The organism is Streptomyces sp. NPDC025651 (genome assembly GCF_055558735.1).
In genome coordinates, this window is record NZ_JBVHLZ010000007.1 from 1 (window position 1) to 7,162 (window position 7,162).

The following is a 7,162-nucleotide window of genomic DNA, read 5'->3' on the forward strand; positions in this document are numbered from 1 at the left end:
ACACCTCCTCAAACACCTCACCAAAGCCCGGAACAGACACCAACTCACGCCCCATACCGACCCGCTGAGCCCCCTGACCCGAGAACACCAGAGCCAGGCGGCGGTCGCCCGCGGCGATGTCGCGCACCACGTTCCCGGCCGGCTCTCCGGCGGCCAGGGCGTCGAGCCCGGCCAGGAGTTCGGCGCGGTCCTCGCCGAGCACGACGGCGCGGTGTTCGAGGCTCGCTCGGGTCGACAGCAGCGACCAGGCGATGTCCATGGCGGCGGCGTCCGTGGTGGCGGCGAACTCCCGCAGTCGCGCGGCCTGTCCGCGCAGACCGGCGGCGGTGCGACCGGAGACGACCCACGGCAGCACACCGTCGACCGCGGGGGCCTCGACGGGCTCCTCCGCGGGAACGGGCTCCTCCACCGGCGCCTGCTCCAGGACGACATGGGCGTTCGTACCGCTGATGCCGAACGCGGAGACACCCGCCCGGCGCGGGCGGCCGGTCTCCGGCCACGCGCGGCTCTCGGTCACCAGCTCCACGGCGCCCGCGGTCCAGTCCACGTGCGGTGTCGGCTCGTCGACGTGCAGCGTCTTCGGCACCACGCCGTGCCGCATCGCCTCGACCATCTTGATGACACCGGCGACACCGGCGGCGGCCTGCGTGTGACCGATGTTCGACTTCAGGGCGCCCAGGAGCAGGGGCTGGTCCGCCGCCCGGTCCTGACCGTAGGTGGCGATCAGGGCCTGGGCCTCGATCGGGTCGCCCAGGGAGGTGCCGGTGCCGTGCGCCTCGACGACGTCGACCTCGGCCGCCGCCACGCCCGCGCTGGCCAGCGCCTGGCGGATCACCCGCTGCTGCGAGGGACCGTTGGGCGCGGTCAGGCCGTTGGACGCGCCGTCCTGGTTCACCGCCGAACCCCGCACCACCGCGAGCACCTCGTGCCCGTTGCGCCGCGCGTCCGACAACCGCTCCGCCAGCAGGACGCCGACGCCCTCGGCGAAGCCGGTGCCGTCCGCGTCCGCGGCGAACGCCTTGCAGCGGCCGTCCTGGGAGAGCCCGCGCTGCCTGCTGAAGGAGACGAGCAGCCGGGGGGTGGGCATGACGGCGACACCGCCGGCCACGGCGAGGGTGCACTCGCCCTGCCGCAGCGCCTGCACCGCCTGGTGCAGCGCCACCAGCGACGACGAGCACGCCGTGTCCACCGTCACCGCGGGACCCTCGAACCCGAACGTGTACGAGAGGCGGCCGGAGGCCACGCTGGTCGCGTTGCCGGTGAGCAGGTGGCCGTCGAGCCCGTCCTCCGCGGTGAACAGGTCGGTGCTGTAGCCGGAGACGGCGCCGCCGATGAAGACGCCGGTCGGGGTGGAGCGCAGGCTCAGCGGGTCGATGCCGACGCGCTCCATGGCCTCCCAGGTGGTCTCCAGGAGCAGGCGCTGCTGCGGGTCCATGGCGAGCGCCTCGCGCGGCGAGATACCGAAGAACTCCGCGTCGAAGTCGGCGACGTCGTCGACGAACCCGGCGGTGCGGGTGTGGGAGGTGCCCGCGCGGTCCGGGTCCGGGTCGAACAGGGCCTCCAGGTCCCAGCCGCGGTCGGTGGGGAAGTCGCTGAGCGCGTCGGTCTCGTCGGCGAGGAGCCGCCACAGGTCCTCGGGCGAGGTCACGCCGCCGGGGAAGCGGCAGCCCATGCCGACGATGGCGATGGGCTCGTCGTCGGCGCGGGCCACGGTGACCGTGAGGGGCTGCGCCGGGGCCGCGGGCGCGGCGTCGGGCAGCACCAGCGGCAGCAGGTGCGCGGCCAGCGCGAGGGGCGTGGGGTGGTCGAACACGGCGGTGACGGAGAGCCGTACGCCGGTGGCGGTGTTGATGCGGTTGCGCAGTTCGACGGCGGTGAGCGAGTCGAAGCCCAGGGCCTTGAAGGGCCGGTCCGCGCCGACCTCGCTCGTGTCGTCGTGCCCGAGCACGGCCGCGGCCTGGGTGCGCACCAGCTCCACGAGGGTGCGGCGGCGCTCCGCCTCGGGGAGCGCGGCGAGCCGGTCGCCGAGTTCGAGGGTGGCGCTCTCGGCCGACGCGCGGCCGAGGACGCGGCGCGGCCGGACGAGGCCGCGCAGCAGCGCGGGCACGGTGTCGGCCGTGCGGGCCTTGACCAGGTCGATGCCGATGGGCACGGTGAGCGCCCGGTCGAGGCCGAGGACCGCGTCGAACAGGGCGAGCCCCGTCGCGGTGTCCAGCGGCCGGACGCCGGTCCTGCCGATGCGCTGCAGGTCGACCTGGTCCAGTACGCCGGTCATGGCGCTGGCGTCGGCCCACAGGCCCCAGGCCATGGAGTGCGCGGGCAGGCCCTGGGCGCGGCGGTGCTGCGCGAGGGCGTCCAGGAACGCGTTGGCCGCGGCGTAGTTGCCCTGGCCGGGGGCGCCGAAGACGCCGGCCGCGGAGGAGAACAGGACGAAGAAGTCGAGGTCCGCGGTGAGTTCGTGCAGGTGCCAGGCGGCGTCGGCCTTGGGGCGGAGCACCGTGTCGAGGCGCTCGGGGGTGAGGGCGGACACGACGCCGTCGTCCAGGACACCGGCGGCGTGCACGACACCGCGCAGTGCGGGCAGGGCGGTGACGAGCCCGGCCACGGCGTCCCTGTCGGCCACGTCGCAGGCCACGACGCGGGCCTGGGCGCCGAGTTCGGCAAGGTCGGCGGTCAGCTCGCGGGCGCCGGGGGCGTCCTGGCCGCGGCGGCTGGTGAGCACGAGGTCGGTGACGCCGTGCGCGGTGACCAGGTGGCGGGCCACGGCGGCGCCGAGCACACCGGTGCCGCCGGTGATGAGGACGGTGCCCTCGCCGGCGCGCGGGAAGGGCGCGGGCTCGGCGTCGCGGACCCGGGACAGCCTGGGCACGCGGGCGGCGCCCTCACGCAGGGCGACTTCCGGTTCACCGGCGGCCGTCGCCGCCGCCACGACGGCGGGCAGGGCCGCGAGGGAGGAGGCGGTGCCGTCGAGGTCGATCTGGGTGAGGCGGCCGGGGTACTCGGCGGCGGCCGAGCGCACCAGGCCGCGCGCGGTCGCCGCGGGGACCTCGACGGGCTCGTCTGCGGACACGGCGGCGCCGCGGTGGGTGAGCACCACCAGGTGGACGGCTTCGAGGGCGTCGTCCGTCAGCCAGGAGCGGACGGCCCGCAGAGCGTCGACCGCGGCGTCCCTTGCGGCCTGCGGGGTCCCGGCCGCGGTGTCCGCTTGCGTGCCCGCGGTGTTCGCTTGCGTGCCCGCGGTGTCCGGCACGGTCAGGTACACCGTGTCGGGCGCGGTGGCCCCGCCCTCGCCTGCCACGGCGGCGCGCACCGCGTCGAGGTCGGCGAGGACGGCGGCGCCCTCGGGAGCCTGCCCCTCGCCCAGGACGGCCTGAACGCCGTTGCCCTGTACGGCGGTTGCGTCCTGCAGTGCCGTCCAGGAGACCTCGTACAGCGAGGACAGGGCCTGCGGCGTACCGGCGATCTCGGCGGCGACGGTGTCGACGGGGCGGGTCGTCACCTGCTCGACGGTGAGCACGGGGCGTCCCGTGGGGTCGGTCAGGAGCAGCTCGACCGCGTCGGACCCGGTGGAGCGCAGCCGTACGCGGACGGCGGTGGCGTCGGTGGCGTGCAGCTCGACGCCCGTGAAGGCGGCGGCGGTCGCTCCCTCGGCGGGCTGGAGCGCGGCGTCCACCAGGGCGGGGTGCACGCAGAACCGCGCGGCGTCACCGGCGGCGGACTCGGCGAGCTCGGCCTCGGCGAAGACGTCCCGGCCGCTGTGCCAGACGCCGCGCAGGCCGCGGAGGACCGGGCCGTGGGCGAAGCCGGCCTCGGCCAGGCGGGCGTAGAGCTCATCGGGGTCGGCCGCGGTGGCACCGGCGGGCGGCCAGACGCCGCCGAGTTCGTCGGGGGCGGTGGCGTCGGAGCGGGTGCCGAGGACGCCGGTGGCGTGCAGCGTCCAGGTGCGCTCGGGGTCGTCGGAGGCGTCGGCGGCCGCGAAGATCCGCACGCGGCGCTCGCCCCGCTCGTCGGGGGCGTCCACGACGACCTGGAGGTCGACGCCGGGCGCGCTGCCCTGCGCGGCGTCGGGCAGCACCAGGTGCTGGTGGAGTTCCAGGTCCGCGAGGCGGTCGGCGCCCAGGTGCTCGCCCGCGTGCAGGGCCAGTTCGAGCAGGACGGCGGCGGGCACCACGGTGCGGCCCGCGACCGTGTGGTCGGCGAGCCAGGGGTGGGAGTCGGGGCCCAGGCGTCCGGTGCAGACGTACCCTTCGCCGTCGGCGAGGGCGATGCCCGCGGACAGCAGCGGGTGGGCGAGCGCGGTCAGCCCGGCGCCCGAGACGTCGGCGGTGCCCGCCGCGCTGTCCAGCCAGTAGCGGCGGCGCTGGAAGGCATAGGTGGGCAGGGCGACGGGGGCCGCGCCGGACCCCGCGAACACGGCCTGCCAGTCGGGCTCCACGCCGCGCACCCACAGCTCCGCGAGGGAGGTGAGCAGGCGGCGCGGGCCGCCCTCGTCGCGGCGCAGGGTGCCGACCGCGACGACCTCGGTGTCCAGGGCGCTGCCCGCGTCCTCGACGGCGGCGGTGAGCACCGGGTGGGCGCTGGCCTCGACGAAGGTGGTGCTGCCCTCGCGGATGAGGGCCTCGATCGTGTCGTGGAAGCGGACGGGCTCGCGCAGGTTGCGGTACCAGTACTCGGCGTCGGCCGTGCCGTCCTCGAGGAGTTCGGCGGTCACCGTCGAGTACATCGGCACCTGGGCCGGGCGCGGCGTCACGGGAGCCGCGAGCTCCAGCAGGGCCTCACGCAACTGCTCGACCTGCGCGGTGTGCGATGCGTAGTCCACCGGAATGCGGCGGGCCCGTATCCCGTCGCGCTCACAGGCGGCCATCAGCTCGTCCAGAGCCGCGGCCTCACCGGCGACGACCGTGGACTGCGGCCCGTTGACGGTGGCGACGTCGATCCGGCCGTCCCACGGGGCGATGAGTTCCTCGGCGGCGGCCCGGGGCAGCGGCAGCGAGACCATGCCGCCCTGGCCCGCGAGCTCCCGGCCGATGAGGCGGCTGCGCAGCGCGACGACGCGGGCGGCGTCGTCCAGGGAGAGCACGTCGGCGACCACGGCGGCCGCCAACTCGCCCTGGGAGTGGCCCACTACGGCGGCGGGCTCGATGCCGTGGCCGCGCCACAGGTGGGCCAGGGAGACCATGACCGCCCACAGCAGGGGCTGGACCACGTCGACGCGGTCCAGCGACGGCGCGCCCTCGCGTTCGCGCAGCACGTCCTCGGGCGCCCAGTCGATGTGCGGGGCGAGCGCGGCCGCGCACTCCTCGAAGCGGGCGGCGAACACCGGGGAGGAGTCGAGGAGTTCGGTGGCCATGCCCGCCCACTGCGCGCCCTGGCCGGGGAAGACGAACACCACGTCGGAGGAGAGCTCTCCGGACAGGACGCCGGAGACGACGCCCGCGGCGGGCTCGCCGTTCTCGACGGCGGCCAGGCCCGCGGCGAGCTCATCGGGGTCGCCGCCGAGCACCACGGCGCGGTGCTCCAGACCCGCGCGGGCGGTGGCGAGCGACCAGCCGGTGTCGACGGCGGCCGCGCCGGTGGCGTCGGCGAACTCCCGCAGCCGCGCGGCCTGTCCGCGCAGTCCGGCGGCGGACTGGCCGGAGACCGGCCACGGCACGACGGCGCCGGTGGCCACCACTCCGGCGGGGACCTGCCGTGCCGGCGCGTCACCGGGCTCGGCGGGGTCGGCAGCCTCCGCGGGCTCCTCCGCGGGCGCCTGCTCCACGATGACGTGCGCGTTGGTGCCGCTGACGCCGAAGGAGGAGATGCCGGCCCGGCGCGGCTGCCCGGTGTCCGGCCACGCGCGGCTCTCGGTCACCAGCTCGACGGCGCCGGAGGCCCAGTCGACGTGGGTGGTGGGCTGGTCGACGTGCAGCGTCTTGGGGACCGTGCCGTGGCGCATCGCCTCGACCATCTTGATGATCCCCGCGACGCCCGCGGCGGCCTGGGTGTGGCCGATGTTGGACTTCACCGAGCCGAGGAGCACCGGGCGCTCCCGCGGGCGGTCCTTGCCGTAGGTGGCCAGGAGGGCGTCGGCCTCGATGGGGTCGCCGAGGGTGGTGCCGGTGCCGTGCGCCTCGACCACGTCGACCTGGGCGGGGGCGAGTCCCGCGGTGTCCAGGGCCTGGCGGATGACGCGCTGCTGGGAGGGGCCGTTGGGCGCGGTCAGGCCGTTGGAGGCGCCGTCCTGGTTGACGGCGGTGCCGCGGACGACGGCGAGGACCTGGTGGCCGTTGCGGCGCGCGTCGGAGAGCCGCTCGACCAGGAGCAGGCCGACGCCCTCGCCGAGCCCGGTGCCGTCGGCGCTGTCCGCGAAGGCGCGGCAGCGGCCGTCGCGGGAGAGCCCCTGCTGGCGGCTGAACCCGACGAAGACCTCGGGCGTCGACATGACCATCACGCCGCCGGTGAGCGCCAGCGAGCACTCGCCCCGCTGCAGCGCGTTGACCGCCAGGTGCAGCGCCACGAGGGAGGACGAGCAGGCCGTGTCGACGGTGAGCGCCGGGCCTTCGAGGCCGAGGGTGTAGGAGATCCGGCCGGAGATGACGCTGTCGGCGCGGCCGGTGAGCAGATAGCCCTGCACCTCGTCGGGGGCGGTGGCCGGGTCGCCGTACCCGTGGAAGCTGGAGCCCACGAAGACGCCGGTGTCGCTGCCGCGCAGCGCGGTGGGGTTGATGCCGGAGCGCTCCAACAGCTCCCAGGAGGTCTCCAGGAGGAGCCGCTGCTGCGGGTCCATGGCGAGCGCCTCGCGCGGGGAGATCCCGAAGAAGGCGGAGTCGAACTCGGCCGCCTCGTGCAGGAATCCGCCCTCGGCGACATACGAGGTGTCAGGGCGCTCGCCCGTGACGTCGAACTGGCCCGCCACGTCCCAGCCGCGGTCGAGCGGGATCCCGGAGACGGCGTCGGTGCCGTCGGCCACCAGGCGCCAGAGCTCCTCGGGCGAGGCCACGCCCCCCGGGTAGCGGCAGCTCATGCCGACGATCGCCACCGGTTCGGCGGTCGCCGACTCCACCTCGCGCAGCCGTGACTTGGTCTCCTTGAGCTCGGCGGTCACGCGCTTGAGGTAGTCGAAGAGCTTCTCTTCATTGGCCATGGGGGACGGGTCCATTCCTTTGCAGCACTAAAGGGT

1 protein-coding gene is annotated in these 7,162 nt (G+C 75.6%); it reads right to left on the reverse strand.

Going from position 1 to position 7,162, the window contains the following annotated elements:
* On the reverse strand, positions 1 to 7,126 hold a 7,126-nt coding region (locus ACZ4D5_RS24175; protein ID WP_467774489.1), incomplete at its 3' end, for a type I polyketide synthase.
* Positions 7,127 to 7,162: the final 36 nt, after the last annotated feature.